General features: G+C 69.9%; 11 protein-coding genes. 6 read left to right on the top strand and 5 right to left on the bottom strand.

Features of this window, described 5'->3' with window-relative positions; genetic code table 11:
• Nucleotides 1-174: 174 nt before the first annotated feature.
• The 3 genes from ACFXN1_RS40280 to ACFXN1_RS40270 form a co-directional block, all read right to left on the bottom strand.
• Complete coding sequence (locus ACFXN1_RS40280) at nt 175-1,623, bottom strand: NAD(P)/FAD-dependent oxidoreductase (RefSeq protein ID WP_379400214.1); 1,449 nt, start codon at nt 1,621-1,623, stop codon at nt 175-177.
• Between the two features lie 217 nt (nt 1,624-1,840).
• Nucleotides 1,841-2,629: a tat pathway signal sequence gene (locus ACFXN1_RS40275; protein WP_354833094.1), complete on the bottom strand. Its 789-nt coding sequence runs from the start codon at nt 2,627-2,629 to the stop codon at nt 1,841-1,843.
• Nucleotides 2,630-2,820: 191 nt separating this feature from the next.
• Nucleotides 2,821-2,973 (bottom strand): hypothetical protein, encoded by a 153-nt coding sequence (locus tag ACFXN1_RS40270; protein WP_326361853.1) that lies wholly within the window; start codon nt 2,971-2,973, stop codon nt 2,821-2,823.
• A gap of 231 nt (nt 2,974-3,204) precedes the next feature.
• Between ACFXN1_RS40270 and recC the strand changes: the two genes are divergently transcribed.
• The 5 genes from recC (at nt 3,205) to ACFXN1_RS40245 (ending at nt 14,601) form a co-directional block, all read left to right on the top strand.
• Nucleotides 3,205-6,525, top strand: a complete 3,321-nt coding sequence (recC, locus tag ACFXN1_RS40265; RefSeq protein WP_379442585.1) for an exodeoxyribonuclease V subunit gamma — start codon at nt 3,205-3,207, stop codon at nt 6,523-6,525.
• Nucleotides 6,526-6,859: 334 nt separating this feature from the next.
• Nucleotides 6,860-10,207 (top strand): UvrD-helicase domain-containing protein, encoded by a 3,348-nt coding sequence (locus ACFXN1_RS40260; protein WP_379442588.1) that lies wholly within the window; start codon nt 6,860-6,862, stop codon nt 10,205-10,207.
• Complete coding sequence (gene recD, locus ACFXN1_RS40255) at nt 10,204-12,096, top strand: exodeoxyribonuclease V subunit alpha (RefSeq protein ID WP_379463860.1); 1,893 nt, start codon at nt 10,204-10,206, stop codon at nt 12,094-12,096. Before ACFXN1_RS40260 ends, recD begins: the two co-directional genes overlap by 4 nt.
• A 173-nt stretch (nt 12,097-12,269) precedes the next feature.
• Nucleotides 12,270-13,112, top strand: coding sequence for an alpha/beta fold hydrolase (locus tag ACFXN1_RS40250; protein ID WP_379445875.1), 843 nt, complete (start codon nt 12,270-12,272; stop codon nt 13,110-13,112).
• A gap of 34 nt (nt 13,113-13,146) precedes the next feature.
• The gene (locus ACFXN1_RS40245; RefSeq protein WP_379445874.1) at nt 13,147-14,601 is read left to right on the top strand and encodes a flavin-containing monooxygenase; all 1,455 of its coding nucleotides are present in this window, start codon (nt 13,147-13,149) and stop codon (nt 14,599-14,601) included.
• A gap of 35 nt (nt 14,602-14,636) precedes the next feature.
• Here the strand turns inward: ACFXN1_RS40245 and ACFXN1_RS40240 are convergent, their stop codons facing one another.
• Together ACFXN1_RS40240 and ACFXN1_RS40235 are read right to left on the bottom strand one after the other, a co-directional pair.
• Nucleotides 14,637-15,176: an SRPBCC domain-containing protein gene (locus ACFXN1_RS40240; protein ID WP_379445873.1), complete on the bottom strand. Its 540-nt coding sequence runs from the start codon at nt 15,174-15,176 to the stop codon at nt 14,637-14,639.
• Entirely contained in the window at nt 15,173-15,484 is a 312-nt protein-coding gene (locus ACFXN1_RS40235; RefSeq protein WP_379400206.1) for an ArsR/SmtB family transcription factor, read from the bottom strand. Before ACFXN1_RS40235 ends, ACFXN1_RS40240 begins: the two co-directional genes overlap by 4 nt.
• A gap of 75 nt (nt 15,485-15,559) precedes the next feature.
• On the opposite strand from ACFXN1_RS40235, the gene ACFXN1_RS40230 reads away from it, so the two are divergent.
• Nucleotides 15,560-15,904, top strand: a complete 345-nt coding sequence (locus tag ACFXN1_RS40230) for a hypothetical protein (RefSeq protein ID WP_379445872.1) — start codon at nt 15,560-15,562, stop codon at nt 15,902-15,904.
• Nucleotides 15,905-16,059 lie beyond the last annotated feature (155 nt).

Here is a 16,059-nt window from a genome sequence, read left to right as displayed (position 1 = left end):
ACATCGACGCTCGGCATTCGAACCCACCGGTCGCCTGGATTGGTGACAAAGTGGACAGCTGAAAATCCTTGCCATAACTGGAAATTAGCCACTGTGCTCGTGAAAAGCCATGAAAGAGGCCGGAATCCCAGTTCAGGGATTCCGGCCTCGGTGGACATCGGGTCGGGCTTACTGTCAGCCCGCACGCTGCTGCGAGGACTTCTCCGCTTCCTCATTCGCCGCGGATTTGCCGTTACCGGAAGAACTTTCGCCGCCGATCTGTTTGGCGAGCTGACGCGCCTCGGCCGGATCGTCGAGCGCCTCGAGCGCCAGTCGCGCGAACACCCACTGCTCGGTGGCGGCCATCTGACCGCGGTGGCGGCCCAGGAAGGAGACGAACCATTCGAGCACGGTGACGAAACGGCTGCGGAAGCCGACCAGGTACCACAGGTGCAGGCCGAGCCAGGCCAGCCACGCGAAGAAGCCGCTGAACTCCAGCTTGCCCACCTGGCACACCGCGCTGAACCGCGACACCGTGGCCATGGAGCCCTTGTCGAAGTACTTGAAGGGCTTGCGGTCGGCCACCGTCTGCTTGCCCGCGACCTCGGCCTTGATGGCCTTCGCGGCGTAGGTGCCGCCCTGGATGGCGCCCTGCGCCTGCCCGGGCACGCCCGGCACCGACATCAGGTCGCCGACCACGAAGACGTTCGGGTAGCCCTTGATGGTGAGGTCGGGTTCGACGATGACGCGCCCGGCCCGGTCCACCTCGGTGCCCTTGGACCGGTCGGCGAGGATCTTGCCCAGGCCGCTGGCCTGCACGCCGGCCGACCACACCTTGCAGGCGGATTCGATGCGCCGCTCGGAGCCGTCCTGGTCCTTGATGGTGACGCCGCGTGCGTCGACATTGGTGACCATGGCGTTGAGCTGGATCTCCACGCCCATCTTCTCCAGCCGCTGCTGCGCCTTGCCGCCGAGCTTGGGGCCCATCGGGGCGAGCACCGCGCCCGCGCCCTCGACGAGGATGACGCGTGCATCGCGGGTGTCGATATTGCGGAAGGAGCCTTCCAGGGTGCGGTCGGCGAGTTCGGCGATCTGTCCGGCCAATTCGACGCCGGTGGGCCCGGCGCCGACCACGACGAAGGTCATGAAGCGGTCGCGGACTTCGGGATCGGTGGCGAGCTCGGCCTCTTCGAAGGAGCCCAGGATGCGCGCGCGCAGTTCGAGGGCGTCGTCGATGGTCTTCATGCCGGGCGCGTAGGTGGCGAAGTGGTCGTTGCCGAAGTAGGACTGCTGCGCGCCGGTGGCCACGATGAGACTGTCGAACGGGGTGACGTAGTCCTGGTTGAGCAGGCGCGAGGTGACGGTGCCGTTCTCGACGTCGATGTCGGTGACCTCGCCCATGACGACGCGCGCGTTCTGCTGCTGGCGCAGCACGATGCGGGTGGCGGGGGCGATCTCGCCGGTGGAGAGGATGCCGGTGGCGACCTGGTACAGCAGCGGCTGGAACAGGTGCGTGGAGGTCTTCGAGATGAGGGTGATGTCGACGTCGGCCTTGCGCAGCTGTTTGCAGGCGAACAGTCCACCGAACCCGGACCCGATCACCACCACGCGATGACGCTGTGCGACGGATTTCTCGGCGTTCATCTAGTTCCTGCTCCTCGCCAGACGGGGAAAGTACGACAACTCACCCGTAACGGTAGTGCAGTGTGAGTAGTGCAGACCAATCAGGATCGACCGAAAACAGACCTTTCAGACAACAACCTTGAAACTACAATATGGTCGGTCGTCCAGCGAGGATTGCCGGGAAGCGCGCCGCGGGCGGCCCCGGCCGGGCCGGAACCGCCCGCGCGCAGCGTCGGTGTCAGCGCCCCTGGAACAGCAATTGCGCCACGTGCGTGGTGGTTTCGGAGCCGTCGGCGTAACCGCCCTGATCGCCCTGCTCGGTCATGATGGCGAGGGTGTAGCGCTCACCCGGGCCCGCGAAGCCGACCGAATTGACCACCCAGCCGCCCTGCTCGTCGGACCAGCCGTTCTTCAGGCCCGGGTTCATGGCCGCGCCCGCGCCCCATACGCCCCAGTGCTGGTTGGTGTCCACGTGACGCATGCGGTCGAGCAGGTAGGCGCGGTCGTCCGGGTGCATGCGGGTGAGCACGTTGTCCATCAGCCGGTCCAGGTCGGCGGGGGAGCACTGCTGGAAACCCCAGTCGGGGAACAGCTTGACCTGCTCGATCGAGGTGGTGGGCGGCATGGGGACCAGACCGGTCATGCCGTTGGCGCGGAAGGCGTTGTTGAACGACATGCGGTCGATGCCGGCGTACTTGTTCCACAGGATGTCGGCGGCATTGTCGTTGGAGGTTGCCAGCATGGACTCCATCAGCGCGCGGTCGTCGGGGCCGAGCTGGATGGCGCCGATCCGGGCGCGGTTCAGCAGATCCTCGGCGATTGCCAGCTTGATGGTGGAGGCGGTCCAGAAGTTGGTGTCCGCGTTGCCGTTTCGATAAATGCCGCCGGTGACGCGGTCACGCATCACGTAGCCGGTGACGCCGGGGCGGGTGCCGAGGTAATTGTCGACGGCCGCGATGCGGCTGCTCATATCGGCGTCGAATCCCGCTATAGGGCCCTGGGTGTGCACCGGTGCGGCACCGGCCATGGGGACGAAGGCGGGGGCGGCCGGAATGAGGGCCGCGGCAGCGAGAACACAAGCGGAGGAGGCCACGCGCCGGGCCTTGGGGGAACGCACGAGGAAACACAATAGAGGGGACGATGCCCGATACGCACGTCTTGAGGTGAATCGGTATGTGTGTTATCGAATCGACACTGTTGCACAGACTTTCGCGCGCGTCAGTGAAAAGCCGCTTGTAGCTCTTCGATGCTGCGCCCATTGAGGCGGTAGCAGTGCTCGAATGCCTCGGTGTGCCGCTCCCGCGGCCACGACTGCAGTACCACGCCGCGTCCGTAATGCCGGGAGTTGACGAGTTCCCAGCGGTCTCCCACCCGCCGAACGGTGAACCCGGTTCTGGGCACGAGCGGAATCACCGACGCAGACATCGACGCGGACCAGCCTTTCCTGAGAACTTCGAACCTCCCCGAAAGGCACTGTCGCATACCACACTCGAATTTCGGGGTGACGCGCCCTAGCAAATCCTGGGCATGTGGCAGGTGTCACCCGGCGAGCCGGGGCGCTCGGTGTTTGCATGTCGTTCGCCGACTGTATAAACACAGCTCGTGCACATTCACCGGGCCGAACGAGCGGATACGCTCGCCGACGCGCTGGCCGAGCTGCTCGCCGATCCGCTCGGCGATCCGTTCACCCCGGAGGTGGTGGCGGTTCCTGCCAAGGGGATCGAGCGCTGGCTGAATCAGCGGCTGGCCACGGTGCTGGGCTGTGGCGCGGCGGCCGACGGTATTTCGGCCAATATCGATTTCGCGGATCCGGCGGCCCTGGTGGCGGCGGCGCTGGCGGAGGCGACGGGGGTGGATCCGGAGCAGGATCCGTGGTCGCCGGAGCGGCTGGTGTGGACTCTGCTGCCGGTGCTGGACGGGGTGCTGGCCGAGCCGTGGGCCTCGGTGCTGGCGCGCCATCTCGGGCAGGGGGACGCCGGCGGTCATCGGGTCGGCCGCCGGTACGCGACGGCCGCGCGGATCGCGTCGCTGTTCGACAGCTACGCCGCCCAGCGCCCGGCCATGATCACCGAGTGGTCCGACGGGCGCGACACCGACGGCGCGGGCCGGGCGCTGCCCGCCGATCTGGTGTGGCAGCCACTGTTGTGGCGGCGGCTGCGCAGCGTGGTCGGGGTGGCGAGTCCCGCCGAGCGCCTCGGCGCGGCGTGCGCGCGGCTGCGGGTGGAACCGTCCATCGTGTCGCTGCCGGAACGGATTTCGCTGTTCGGCGTGACCCGGCTGACCACCGATCAGCTGGAGGTACTGTCGGCGCTGTCGTCGGGACGGCAGGTGCACCTGTGGCTGGTGCATCCCAGCCCCGCGCTGTGGACCAAGCTCGCCGATGCCGAGGTGATCCCGAGTCCCGGTGTGCGCGTGCGGCATCCGCTGCTGGCGGCGCTGGGCCGGGATGTGCGGGAGCTGCAGCAGCGGCTGTCCGGGTACGACCACATCGACACCTATCACCCGCGCCCGGAGACGGTCGCGCCGCGCACGCTGCTGTCGGAGTTGCAGGCCGCCGTGCGGCAGGACCGGTGGTCGCTCGTGCCGGAGCCGAGCCTGGCCGACGGGACCGTCGCGGTGCACTCCTGCCACGGGCCGTCGCGACAGGTGGAGGTGCTGCGCGACGCGCTGCTCGGACTGTTCGCCGCCGACCCGACGCTGGAGCCGCGCGACGTCATCGTCATGTGCCCGGATGTGGAGCGTTACGCGCCGCTGGTGCGCGCGGCCTTCGGCCAGTGGTCCCTCGACGGGGCCGAGCCCGGGCATCCGGCGCACGGGCTGCGGGTGCGGCTCGCCGATCGCGCGCAGCGGGCGGTCAATCCGGTGCTGGATGTGGTCGGCACGTTGCTGGAGCTGGCCGACGGGCGCGTCACCGTGACCGAGGTGCTGGATCTGTGTGCGGCCGAACCGGTTCGGGTGCGCTGCGGCTTCGACGACGACGATATCGAGCGGCTGCGGGAATGGGCCGCCGAGACCGGGGCGCGCTGGGGGATCGGGCAGCGGCAGCGGCAGGCGTTCGGCCTCGGGGACTTCGCGCAGAACACACTCAATGCTGCGGTGGATCGCATCCTGCTCGGCGTGGCCGCCGGGGAATCCAGCGAGGACTGGCTGGATCTGGTGCTGCCGCTGGACGACGTGGACAGCAATGACATCGACCTGGCAGGCCGGTTCGCCGAATTCGTGGACCGGCTGGCGGTGTGCCTGCGCGATCTGCGCGGGTCCACGCTGGAGGAACCGGCGGGCACCGCGCGGCCCGCGGCTGAATGGGCAGCGGTGCTGGGCCGGGCACTGGACCTGCTCACCGAGATGCCCGCGAGCCAGGGCTGGATGGGGGTGCAGGCCCGCCGGGAACTCGCGATCGCGCTGGAGCCTGCGGGCGGGATTCCCTTGCGGCTCAGCGATATCGGGGCGCTGCTGACCGCCCGGCTGGCCGGGCGGCCCTCGCGCGCCAACTTCCGCACCGGCGAGCTGACGGTGTGCACCATGGTGCCGATGCGGTCGGTGCCGCACCGGGTGGTGGTGCTGCTCGGCCTCGACGACGAGGTGTTCCCCCGCGCGGGCGGCGTGGACGGCGACGACGCGCTGGCCCGGCACCGCTGCCCCGGGGATCGGGATCCGCGCAGCGAGGACCGGCAGCTGCTACTGGACGCCATCATGGCCGCCGGGGAGCGACTCGTCCTGCTGCACACCGGATCCGATCCGGTGTCGGGTGCGCACCGCCCGCCCGCGATTCCGCTGGCCGAGCTGCTCGACACGGTGCGCGCGCATGTCGGCGCGGCCGCCCTGGATCGGGTGGTGACGCGACATCCGTTGCAGCCCTTCGATCGCCGCAACTTCCGGCCCGAGCAGCCGTTCAGCTTCGACACCGTGGCGCTCGCGGGAGCGCTGGCCGCGGGGCGCTCGCCGCAGCCGCGGCCGTTGTTCCTGGGTACGCCGCTGCCCGCGCGCGAACGCGGCGATGTGGAGCTGGCCGATCTGGTGGCCTTCGCCGAGCATCCGGTGCGGGCATTCCTGTGGCAGCGCCTGGGGATCCGGGTGCCGGAGGACGAGGAGGAGATCGCCGACCGCCTCCCCATCGAGCTCGACGGCCTGACCAAATGGAACATGGGCGAGCGCATGCTGTCCGCGCGCCTGACCGGCGTGGACCCGAACGTGCTGCGCGCCGCTGAATGGCGGCGCGGCACCCTGCCGCCGTTCACCATGGGCGCGGCCGTGCTCGACGAGGTGGAGGGCACCGTCGACCAGCTGGTGCGGGTGGCTCGCCCACTGCACGAGATCCCCGCGCGCACCATCGATATCGCCGTGGATCTGGGTGACGGCCGCCGCCTCACGGGTACCGTTCCCGACGTCCACGACGACGCGCTGCTGCGCACCACGTTCTCGCGGCTGGCTCCGAAACACCGGATGGCGGCCTGGATTCGCCTGCTCGCGCTGGCTGCGAGCGGGACCCATCAGTCGTGGCGGGCCATCACCATCGGCCGCGGTAAACACCATCGCCCCGCCTGGCAGTCCACCTTGACCTCACCCACCGCGCCGCTGGCCCGCGGCATCCTGCGCGACCTGGTGCTGCTGCGCGACGAGGGCCTGTCCGAACCCCTGCCCATCGCCCCCTCGGCCTCGGCCACCTACGCGGAACGCCGCCTCGCCGGTGCCTCCGCCGAGGACGCCCTGCACGCCGCCGGACAGGACTTCGACGACCGCTTCGGCGAACACACCGACCGCTACTTCCGCCACATCCTGGGCCGTTCCCCGCGCTTCGACCAGCTCACCGAGGCCGCCGCACCCGCGCTCCCCGGCGTCGACTCCGAACCCACCCGTTTCGGCGAACTGGCACGCCGGCTCTGGAACCCCTTGCTCACCAACGAGAATCAAGGTCAGCCATGACCACCCCGAGGAGGAACCCCCTGCCCATCACCGCGCCCGGGAGCCCGGCATGACCGACGACCTCTTCTCCCTCACCGATCCGGACCTGGCCCCGCGCCCGGCCACCCGCACGCGCCGCAGCAGCGACGGTCCCGCCGGGGAGAGGCGCCGCCGGGACGCCGTGCCCACGGGCAGCGACGGCCCGGACCTGTTCGATCTGTCTGCTGCCGAGCCGGATTCGGCGATGCCGGGCGGCGAACCGGACCGCGATCATTCCGGGACCGCCGCCGACGGGCTGTGGGATGCGCCCGCCGACGTCGGCGATGATGCTGGGCCGCAGGATGATTCGGTCGCGATGCCCGCAATTTCCCATTCGTTCGGGGATGCAGGGAATCGGTTCGAGCTGACGGGGCCGTTGCCGGTCGGGACCACTGTGCTCGAGGCGAGTGCGGGGACCGGGAAGACCTACGCCATCGTGGGGCTGGCGGTGCGGTTCGTGGCCGAGCTGGGGGTGGATGTCTCCGAGTTGCTGCTGGTGACATTCAGCCGGGCGGCGACGCAGGAGTTGCGGGAGCGGACGCGGGACCGGTTCGTGGGAGTGGCGGCGGCGCTGGGGGATCCGGAGCGAGCGCTGACGTCGGGGGACGAGCTGATCCGGCATCTGGCGCAGGGGAATCCGGGGGAGATCGCGACGCGGCGGGAGCGGCTGCTGGCCGCGCTGTCGGACTTCGACGCGGGAACCATTGCCACCACGCACAGTTTCTGTCAGCGGATGCTCGACGAGCTGGGGCTGGCGGGGGAGCAGGATCCGGGAGCGCGGCTGGTGGAGGGGATCGAGGATGTGGTGTCCACGGTCGCCGATGACCTGTATCTGAGCCGGTACGCACGTGGCGGCGCGCCGTTCGGGCCCGCCGATGCGCAGCGGCTGGCCGCGGCGGCGGTGGGCGATCCACACGCCCTGCTGCTGCCCGAGGCCGAGGGCGAGGAGGATCCGGCGACCGAGCGGGTGGCGTTCGCGACGGCGGTGCGGGTGGAAACGGCTCGGCGGAAACGGCTTTCGGGCCTGCGGGACTTCGACGACCTGCTGGTGCTGCTGCACGAGGTGCTCGCCGATCCCGAGCACGGGCCGCGCGCCTGCCAGCGCATCCGGGACCGGTACCGGGTGGCGCTGGTCGACGAATTCCAGGACACCGACCCGCTGCAGTGGGACATCCTGCGCCGCGCTTTCCACGGACACGCCACCCTGGTGCTGGTCGGTGACCCGAAGCAGGCCATCTACGCCTTCCGCGGCGCGGAGGTGCTCAGCTATCTGGACGCGGTGGCGCACGCCGACAGCAAGCGCGAGCTCACCACCAACCGGCGCAGCGACGCGGGCCTGCTGACCGCGCTCGAGCATCTCCACGGCGGTGCGGCCCTGGGGCACAAGGAGATCACCGTGCACCGGGTGGCGGCGACCAGGCCGTTCTCGCGGCTGTCCGGTGCGCCGGAGCAGGTCACGCCCCTGCGACTGCGGTGCCTGCCGCGCAGTGGCGCGGGTCCGCTCAACAAGTCCGGGTATCCGACGGTCGGCCGCCAGCGGGAACGGGTCGCCGTCGACGTGGCCGCCGATATCGTCGGCCTGCTCGAATCCGGGGTGCTCATCGACGCGGGCACACCCGGCGAAAGACCGATCGGGCCGGGCGATATCGCGGTCCTGGTCCGTAACCGGAATCAGCTGGAAATGGTGCGCACCGAACTGGAGGCGGCCGGCGTCGCCTCGGTGCTGGCGGGTGGCGCGAGCGTGTTCGGCACGCCCGCGGCCACCGAATGGCTGTGGGTGCTGCACGCTTTGGAGCAGCCGCACCGCGCCGACCGGGTGCGCCTGGCCGCCGGCACCGCGTTGCTCGGGCTGAGCGCCGAGGACATCGACGCCGGGGGAGCGGATCTGGTCGGCCGTCTCAGCGCCGAGCTGCGCGACTCGGCCCGGCTGTTCGCCCGCGCGGGCTTCGCAGCGGTCGCCGAAAAACTCAGCGCCGAAACAAAATTGGCCCCCCGCCTGCTCGCTCTCGAAGGCGGCGAACGCCAGCTCACCGACCTGCGCCAGATCGCCCAGCTGCTCGACGACGCGGCCCTGCGCGAGGGCCTGGGCCTGTCGGCGCTCACCCGCTGGCTGGCCGACCGGGTGCGTGATCCGGCCTCCGGCAGCGTCGCCGACCGCAGCCGCCGCCTGGACCGCGACGCCGCCGCCGTGCAGGTCGCCACCGTGCACGCCAGCAAGGGCCTCGAATTCCCGGTCGTGTACCTGCCTTTCGCGTGGGACGCGGCCAAACTGCGCAACCCGCCCACCCTGCTGTTCCACGACGAGCAGGGCCGCCGCGTCCTCGATGTCGGCGGCCCCGACGCGCCCGGCTACAGCTCCCGCCGCCTGCGTGCCGAAGCCGAGGAGCAGGCCGAGGAACTGCGCCTGCTGTATGTGGCCCTCACCCGGGCCGGCGCGCAGATCGTGGCCTGGTGGGCGCCCGCCTACGACACTCAGACCGCGCCTCTGCACCGCATGCTGCTGGGCCGTGAGCCCGGCAGTCCGGCCGTGGCCGACAAGGTGCCGGTGCCTGCGGATTCGGTGCTGCTGGAACGCATCCGGGAGTGGGCCGCCACCGCCGCACCGGGTGTGATCGCCGTCGAGCCGGTGCGCGAGATCGCCCGCGCCCGCCTGCCTCTCGACGACACCGCCACCGCCACCGAGCCTTTGGCGGCCGCCCACTTCGGCCGTGCCCTCGACCAGGCATGGCGGCGCACCTCCTATTCGGCGCTCACGGCGGGCGCGCACGACGCCCTGCCCGCCGCCGACCTGCCCGAGGGCAGCGGCGTCGCCGACGAACCGGCCACTCCATCCGTGCTCGCCGAGGACCTCACCGCCTTCGCGGGAGCCCGGCCGTCGCTGATGAATTCGCTGCCCTACGGCGCGGAGTTCGGCACGCTCGTGCACGAGGTCCTCGAATACGTCGATACCGACGCCCCCGACCTGGCCGCCGAGATCCGCGCGCGGGTCCTCCACGCGGTGAGCGAGCAGATGTTCGACGCCGACCCGGACGTGCTGTCGGACGCGCTGCTGGCAGTCATGCACACGCCCATCGGTTTCGGTTCGCTCGCCGACTTCTCGACCCGGGATCGCCTGAGCGAGCTCGACTTCGAGCTCCCGCTGGCCGGCGGCGACCATCCGGTCGCGGTGCGGGTGACCGTCCCGCGCATCGCCGACCTGCTGCGCCGCCATCTGCCCGCCGACGATGTCTTCGCCCCCTACGCCGACCAGCTGGCCCACCTCGACGACACCCCGCTGCGCGGCTACCTCACCGGCAGCATCGACGCCGTGCTGCGCACCACCGGACCGCGATTCGTGGTCGTCGACTACAAGACCAACCGACTCGGCACCGGCGACCTCACCGTCGCCCACTACACCCACGAGCGCATGGCCGCGGAGATGATGCGCTCGCACTACCCGCTGCAGGCCATCCTGTATTCCGTTGCCCTGCACCGGTATCTGCGCTGGCGGCTGCCCGGCTACGATCCGGCCGCCCACCTCGGCGGCATCCGCTACCTGTTCGTGCGCGGCATGGTCGGACCCGACACCCCGGACGGCTGCGGCGTTTTCGACTGGCTGCCGCCCGCGGACCTGATCGTCGAGCTGTCGGCCCTGCTGGCCGGGGACCCGGAGGTGGCGCGATGACCGCGATCCAGCTGGCGCAGCGCGGCACCGGCCCGCTGCAGGTGTTCAATGCCGCCGGGGTGCTGTCGGCGGCCGACGTGCATGTGGCGCTGCGGCTCGCGCGGCTCGGCGGCGAAAGGTCCCCGGCCGTCGTCTTCGCCACCGCGCTGGCCGTGCGCGCGGTGCGCTCCGGGTCGGTGTGCCTGGAGGTCCGGCGCATGCACGAGATCGGTGTCGATGCCGAGGGCACCGAGGAATCGGCGATCGACCCGGCCACCCTGCCGTGGCCGGACGTGGATTCGGTCATCGCGGCGCTGCGGGTGAGTCCGCTGGTGACCGGCAGCCCGTCCGGGCCGCTGCGCCCGCTGCGGCTCATCGACCCGCCCGGCGCGAACGACTCGGGCCCGCTGCTCTACCTCGACCGGTACTACCGGCAGGAGGAGACCATCCGCCGCGTCCTCACCGAACGCGCCGCCACCCATCCCATGGTGGACGCGGAACTCGTGCGCCGTGAACTGGATCGGCTCTTCCCCGACCACGCCGGACCCGGCGAACCGCCGGACCGGCAGCGGCTGGCGGCCGCCCTGGCCACCACCCAGTGGACCACCGTGATCGCGGGCGGCCCCGGCACCGGCAAGACCCACACCATCGCCCGCGTGCTGGCCCTGCTGGTCGCGCATCAGCGGGCCGTGCCCGGTGCGCCCGCCCTGCGCATCGCCCTGGCCGCCCCGACCGGCAAGGCCGCCGCCCGCATGCAGGAATCGGTGCGCGAGCAGGCGGGCGAGATCGGCCTGCCCGAGCTGACCGCCGCCACCCTGCACCGCCTGCTGGGCTGGCAGCGCGGCGGCGCGGGCCGGTTCAAGCACAACGAGTTCAACCGGCTGCCCTACGACGTCATCGTGGTCGACGAGACCTCCATGGTGTCGCTGACCATGATGAGCCGCCTGCTGCCCGCCGTGCGGCCCGACGCCCGCCTGGTGCTGGTCGGCGACCCGGACCAGCTGGCCTCGGTCGACGCGGGCGCGGTGCTCGCCGACCTGGTCGCGGGACCCGTTCCGGGACAGGCGAATCCGGCGCTGGAACGCATTCTCGGCGGCGACCCGGCCGCCTCCGCCGCCCATCCGGACGCCCTGTCCGGGCGGGAGCGGGAACGCCTGCGCGGCGGCATCGTCCGGCTCACCCGCGGCCGCCGCTTCGGTGGGCGCATCGCCGAACTGGCCGTCGCGATCCGGGCCGGTGACGCGGACTCCGCCCTGGCCCTGCTGGCCGACGGCGGCGACGAACTGTCGCTCTACCCGCCCGACGACATCACCGAGGTACGCGCCGACGTCCTGCGCGCCGCCCGCGAGGCCACCGACGCCGCCGTCGACGGCAACGCGACCGCCGCGCTCACCGCGCTGGAATCCCATCGCCTGCTGTGCGCCCACCGCCAGGGCCCCTACGGTGTCGAGCGCTGGGATCGCCTGGCCGCCGGCTGGGTCACCGCCGCCGGGATCAGCGCCGATCCCGGTACCGGGCACTGGTACCCGGGCCAGCCGCTGCTGGTCACCGCCAATGACCACGAGGCTCGCATCTACAACGGCGATACCGGCGTCATCGTCCGCGCGGCCGACGGCACCCTGCGCGCCGCTCTACAGCGCGGCACCGAGCCCTACCTGGTGCATCCCACCCAGTTCCCCGGCGTGACCACCGTCTACGCCATGACCATCCACCGCAGCCAGGGCAGCCAGTACGACACCGTGTCGGTCGTACTGCCCGGACCGGAGTCCACGCTGCTCACCCGCGAACTGCTGTACACGGCCATCACTCGCGCCCGGCGGCACGTCCGCATCCTCGGCACCGAGGAATCCATCCGCTCCGGCATCGCCCGCCGCGTGCTGCGCGCCAGCGGCCTGCGCAACCGGGAATGACTCGCCGCGCCGACCTCGGAACACCTGGCTACCGCCGGAGAATCCCGCTGGTAGGCCGGCCCGCGGTGGCGCGATCGGCGTAGCGTGGACGGGGCCCGATACGGCTGTCGCCGTGGTCTTTCGGAATGTGTGCGGCCGAAAGTGGCGCGTGCGGCCGAAGCGGAAGGTTGCCCATGGCCGAGAGAGAAGGCGAGCGGTCCACGGATGCCGTGGTGTCGGCGGACGGTACGCGGATCGCCTACGTGACCGAGGGAACGGGGCCGGGGGTGATCGTCGTCCCCGGGGTGCTGTCGCTGGCACAGGGGTACAGCGGGTTCGCCGACGCGCTGGCCACCGCGTTCACGGTGCACACGATCGAGCGTCGCGGGCGCGGGGACAGCGGCCCGCAGCGGCCCGGCCACGGTGTCGAGGACGACTGCGCGGATGTGCGCGCGCTCCAGGACAAGACGGGTGCGGCGTTCCTGGTGGGGCATTCGTACGGCGGGTTCGTCGCCCTCGAGGCGGCGCGGAACAATCTGGGCACCCGCAAGGTCGCGGCGTACGAGCCGGGCCTGTCGGTGCGGGGTTCGATGCCGTCCGACTGGATGGGTCCCTACGAGAAGTACCTGGCCCAGGGCAAACCCTTCGACGCCTTCGTCGAATTCATCCGTGCGATCGGCCCGGACGGCGCGCGCAAGGTCCCGCGCTGGATGTTCCGCCGCATGATGCCGAGGTTCATGGAGGCGCCCGAGATGGACATGGTCATCGCGCAGCTGCCGCAGAATCTCACCGAGCACCGCCAGTACGTGCGGCTGGACGGTACCTACCACCACTACGCCGAGATCACCGCCGAGGTGCTGCTGCTCGAGGGCGACAAGGATCGGCGCGCGTGGACGGCCTCCGATCAGGAGCGGCTGGCCTCGGTGATCCCGCACTGCGAACGCGTCACCGTGCCGGGACTCGACCATTTCGGCATCGACAAGGGCGATCCGGATCGGGTGGCGGGCTTGGTGGGCGAATTCTTGTCGCGTTCGTAGTGGTCTCGCTCACCGCGGTCGATAGGCTGGGGCTATGGCCACTACGCCCGAGCACGTCGACGTGCTGATTGTCGGGGCCGGACTGTCCGGTATCGATGCCGCCTACCATCTGCAGCGCGCCTTCCCATGGCGGACCTACGCCATTCTGGAGATGCGCGAGGCCAGCGGCGGCACCTGGGATCTGTTCCGCTACCCCGGGATTCGCTCCGACTCGGACATGTTCACCCTCGGCTACCGGTTCCGGCCGTGGCTGGGGGAGAAGGCCATCGCCGACGGCGACTCGATCCTGGAGTACGTGCGCGACACCGCGGCCGAGAACGGAATCGACTCGCACATCCGCTACCGGCACAGGGTGGTTCGGGCGGAATGGTCCTCGGCGGACAACCGCTGGACCGTCACCGCCGACCATGACGGCCGGTCGGTGACCATGACCGCGACCTTCCTGTTCAGCTGCTCGGGCTACTACCGCTACGACAAGGGCTACACCCCGGACTTCGCAGGCACCGAACGCTTCCCGGGCCCGATCATCCACCCGCAGCACTGGCCTGCCCACGTCGATGTCGAGGGCAAGCGGGTCGTCATCATCGGCTCCGGCGCCACCGCCGTCACCCTCGGCCCCGCCCTGGTCGAGGAGGGCGCGCACGTGACCATGCTGCAGCGGTCACCGTCGTACATCATCTCCCTGCCCGACCGCGACGACCTCGCCGACCGCGCCCGCGCGTACCTGCCCGCGCGCATCGCCTACGGCCTGACCCGCGCCAAGAACGTCGCCCTCAGCACGCTGATGTACCAACTGTCGCAACGCTATCCGAAGCGCATGCGGGCCTGGATCCGCGGCTTTCAGCAGCGCTGGCTGCCCGACGGCTACGACATCGACACCCACTTCAACCCCCCCTACGGGCCGTGGGATCAGCGACTGTGCCTGTCGCCCAACGGCGATCTGTTCCGCGCCATCCGCGAGGGGCGGCTGGAGCTGGTCACCGACCGCATCGACACCTTCACCGAGACCGGCCTGCGCCTCGAATCCGGCCGCGACCTCGAGGCCGACCTCATCATCACCGCAACGGGTTTGAACCTCATCCCCTTCGGCGGCGTCGAACTGGTGGTGGACGGCCGCAAGGTCCACCTCCCCGACACCATGGCCTACAAGGCCACGATGCTCTCCGATGTCCCCAACTTCGCCTTCATCATGGGCTACACCAACGCCTCCTGGACGCTGAAGGCGGATCTGGTGTGCGAGTACGTGGTTCGCCTGCTGCGCCACATGGACGCCCACGGCTACGCCACGGCGACCCCGGTGCGCGACCCGTCCATCGGCACCGCGCCCTTCCTGAACTTCGAGCCGGGCTACGTGCTCCGGGCCCTCGACATCCTCCCCAAAACGGGCGACCGCGCCCCCTGGCGCCTCTACATGAACTACCTTCGCGACCTCCCCAAACTCCGCTACGGCCGAATCACCGACCCCGCCATGCGTTTCGAGCGGGCCTGACCCCGGTGGAAGCAAATCCATTGCAGTTCAGGTGATCAGCTCTTGTGGGTGGGGCGACTGACGGGTAGCGACCGCCCGGTCTCCAGCAGGGATTTCAGGTCGCTGAGCATGAACGGGTAGCCGCCGCCGAAGCCTTCCGATTCCAGATCGCCGGAGACGATGATCGAGATGAGCGGAGCGCCGGCGACATCGTGGATGACGGTCAGGGCGCAGGTGCCGTCGCCGCGATCACGAATCTCGTATCGCAGATAGGTTTCCGGCTCCGCGGCAAGGTTCTCATCGCCCAGGAAACGTATGCGCGCACCCCACAACACCGGAGGGTCGTAATCGGTGACCGTGCCGCGGATGATGACCGCCGGTTCGCTGTCGATCGGACGAGGTCCGGAGGGAGCGAACACCGTGAACGCGCCACCGACCCGAGGTTCGAGCACGCTGCGGCCGCCGAATCCGTAACGCACGGTCCAGTCGGGATCGGTCACAGCTTGCCAGATCCGCATGGCCGGTGCGGCGATGATCACGCGATGGATCTGGGTCGTCTCCGGGCGCACACGCGAGAGGACGTTCTTGAAGCTCACGATTCCAGGTCCTTCTTCAGATCGGCCAGTGCGGAGAGCTGTTGTTCGGTGAATTTGTCGATCCATCGATCGTGAATCAGCCGGATCGGCACGGGATTGAGGTAGTGCAACTTCTTTCGCCCGCTGCGGACCGCCGTCACCAAGCCCGCCTCCTCGAGCAAACGGAGGTGCTTGCTGATGCCGAAGCGGGTCATCTCCAGCCCGGATTCCAGCTCGGTCAGCGTCTGGCCGTCTTTGGCGAACAACGCGTCCAGGAGATGCCGCCGGGTGCGATCGGCCAGCGCCTTGAACACCACATCCTCGTCCACGCCCCCACTCTATACGAGACCAATCGGTCACATGAAGCTTGACATGTGACCATTTGGTCACCTATCTTCGGTAACATGAAGCGCTACATAGTCCTCTACCTCGCACCCCTCTCGGTCGCCGAACGATTCGCCCAGGCCACACCCGCGGAAGCCGCGAAAGGCATGCAGCTGTGGGCGGATTGGAGCGGCCGGATCGGCACCGGCCTCGTCGACGCGGGCAAACCCCTCGGCAATGCGCGCCGCATCACGCCGACCGGTACCACCGAGACCGACAGCGGAGTGATCGGAATGTCCATCCTCCAGGCCACCTGCATGGACGAGGCGCTGGAAATGGTCGGCGATCACCACCACCTGCACTGGGCCGAGCAGTGCGAAATCGTCGTCCTCGAAGAACAACCCATTCCCGAGCTGCAGCAATGAAGTCTGCAGCAATGAAGTCTGCAGCAATGAAACCAGTGAGTTGACCGAAGTCGATCAAGCTCGGCGGCCGTGACGACCGTCCGGTCCAACACTGCGGGGCGCGCCGATCAACCGCCTGATGAACCTCGCCTACGCCGAGGGAGTCGGCGAGGTAA

It is taken from the genome of Nocardia sp. NPDC059154, assembly GCF_042755705.1.
Taxonomy (GTDB): domain Bacteria; phylum Actinomycetota; class Actinomycetes; order Mycobacteriales; family Mycobacteriaceae; genus Nocardia.
This window is presented reverse-complemented; position numbering and strand designations above follow the sequence as displayed.

Coding starts and splice junctions, on each gene's coding strand:
- recD (WP_379463860.1), top strand. CDS start 10,204: ATGACCGCGATCCAGCTGGCGCAGCGCGGCACCGGCCCGCTGCAGGTG.
- ACFXN1_RS40245 (WP_379445874.1), top strand. CDS start 13,147: ATGGCCACTACGCCCGAGCACGTCGACGTGCTGATTGTCGGGGCCGGA.
- ACFXN1_RS40275 (WP_354833094.1), bottom strand. CDS start 2,629: ATGGCCGGTGCCGCACCGGTGCACACCCAGGGCCCTATAGCGGGATTC.
- ACFXN1_RS40260 (WP_379442588.1), top strand. CDS start 6,860: ATGCCCGCAATTTCCCATTCGTTCGGGGATGCAGGGAATCGGTTCGAG.
- ACFXN1_RS40280 (WP_379400214.1), bottom strand. CDS start 1,623: ATGAACGCCGAGAAATCCGTCGCACAGCGTCATCGCGTGGTGGTGATC.
- ACFXN1_RS40230 (WP_379445872.1), top strand. CDS start 15,560: ATGAAGCGCTACATAGTCCTCTACCTCGCACCCCTCTCGGTCGCCGAA.
- ACFXN1_RS40250 (WP_379445875.1), top strand. CDS start 12,270: ATGGCCGAGAGAGAAGGCGAGCGGTCCACGGATGCCGTGGTGTCGGCG.